The sequence below is a fragment of the Bacillota bacterium genome, from assembly GCA_012842395.1.
In the GTDB taxonomy this organism is placed as follows: Bacteria; Bacillota; SHA-98; order UBA4971; family UBA4971; genus UBA6256.
Map to the genome: position 1 here is coordinate 1 of DUSX01000045.1, position 2,025 is coordinate 2,025.

At 56.8% G+C, this 2,025-nt stretch carries 2 protein-coding genes; both read right to left on the bottom strand.

Going from position 1 to position 2,025, the window contains the following annotated elements; all coding sequences use genetic code 11:
• The coding region (locus GX515_13105) for an ABC transporter ATP-binding protein (GenBank protein ID HHY33933.1) at window positions 1-701 on the bottom strand (701 nt) is incomplete at its 3' end.
• A 17-nt stretch (window positions 702-718) separates the two neighbouring features.
• Window positions 719-2,025: iron ABC transporter permease (locus GX515_13110; GenBank protein ID HHY33934.1), on the bottom strand; the 1,307-nt coding region annotated here is incomplete at its 5' end.

Sequence of the window (2,025 nt, forward strand, 5' to 3'; positions counted from 1 at the left end):
GACTTGTATATCTCATACGGCGTTCCCTCCTGGATGATCACGCCGCCGTTCATCACTGCTACTCTGTCGGACATAGCCATAGCTTCCACCTGGTCGTGCGTGACGTAGAGGATGGCTATGCCGGTCTTCCGCTGAAGATCCTTGAGCTCAAACCTCATTTGCTCACGCAGCTTGGCATCAAGGTTTGAAAGCGGCTCGTCCAACAGCATGACCTCCGGATCCATGGCGAGCGCCCGCCCGAGTGCCACTCTTTGCTGTTGGCCGCCAGACAGCTCTGCGGGGTATCTCTTCTCCAGGCCAGAGAGCTTCAGGAGATCGACGATGCTCGATAACGTTGACCGGATCTTCACTTTCGACACCCGCGCTATCTTGAGCGGATAAGCTATGTTCTGCTCTACAGTCATGTGCGGCCACACCGCATAGTTCTGGAAAACCATCCCTATGCCACGGCGCTCGGGGGGTACCATGACGCCCTTTTCAGGCGACGAGACGAGGCGCCCACCGATATAGACCTCACCCGAAGTCGGTTGCTCAAGCCCTGCGATGCAGCGGAGCGTCGTAGTCTTGCCGCAGCCAGACGGGCCGAGGAGAGAGAAGAACTCGTTCTTCCGTACTGTGAAGCTTACGCTGTCTACGGCGGTAAAAGAGCCGAACCTTTTCGTCAGTTTCACTATTCGTATCCTTTCGAGCCAATCTGCCAATCTAGCGCCACCCCCGCTTAGAATCCGATTTCACCCTGCGAGAGTCTGCGGACCAGGGCGTTACCAATGAAGATGATTAGAAGGACGACTGTTGAAAGCGCAGCCGCTATCTGAGTATAACCGGCGTCTTGCATGTTGTAGATCACGACGCCGAGCGTTTCTGCTCCCTGCGACCAGAGGAGCACAGACACGGTGAGCTCCCGAAAAGCGGGCATGAACACCAGGACCCATCCAGCCGCAAGTCCGGGCTTGATAAGCGGCAGGACTATGTCACGCATGGTATCGCTCCATCTTGCACCGGATACCCTTGCAGCCTCCTCCAGCGATACATGCACTTGCTGGAGAGTGGCGTTGGTCGTCCGTATGGAGAAGGGCATGTAGGTGACCAGGTAGGCAGCGAGTAGTACCCAGATTGTGCCGTAGAGCACAACAGGTGGACGTGACCAGGCGAGTATCATTGCTATCGCGATCATGGTGTGCGGGACGGCATATGGTATAGTCCCAAGGAAGTCCAGCACGCGCGCGACAGCGAGCTTGACTCTGATGCACATGTATGACACGAGAGCCCCTGCTGTCATGGTGATGGTCGCCGCGCCGACAGCAAGGAAGAGACTGTTCCTGAAGGCGCGTGCTCCTATGGGAATACGTAAGACATACTTGTAGTGATCCAGAGTCATGCTCTTGAGCGCCAGTGGAGCACCCCAATACTTGATGAATGACGTTAGGACCATCGAGGCTATCGGCACGACACCTGCGAAAAGAGCCACAGTGGTCACCATGACAAGCAAAGGTATTCTTGCCGCGCCCAGGCTCATAGTTTGCGGTCTGACACTCTTACCCGCAATCACGGCATACCTGTGCTGCTCTCGCTCAAGTCTTCGCTGGAGCACGAGTGCGAGACCGGAGACGAAAGCCAGTATCACAGACATGGCCGCTGCGATAGGCATGTCCGGTATGGATAGTGCGGAGTATATCTTCGTGGTGAGAACGAAGAACCTTGCCCGAAACCCGAGAAGCGCCGGGATGCCGAAATTGGATATGCAACCGACGAACGCAAGGAGCCCTCCTGCGACGATGGCGGGCGTGATGAGAGGCAGCGTGATGTCGAGAAGGGTCTTGAACGGGCTTGCTCCCGACATTCGTGCTGCCTCCTCGAGCGACGTGTCTATCCGTCCCAGGGCGCCGCTGACTGTTATGAACACCACGGGAAACTGGTATATCGAAAGGACGAGCACCACTCCTCCTGGGCTGTATATGTTCCAGGGTGCCGAGGCCGCGCCTGTGATGCTCATATAGAGCTTCGACACGTAGCCCGCGGGCCCGA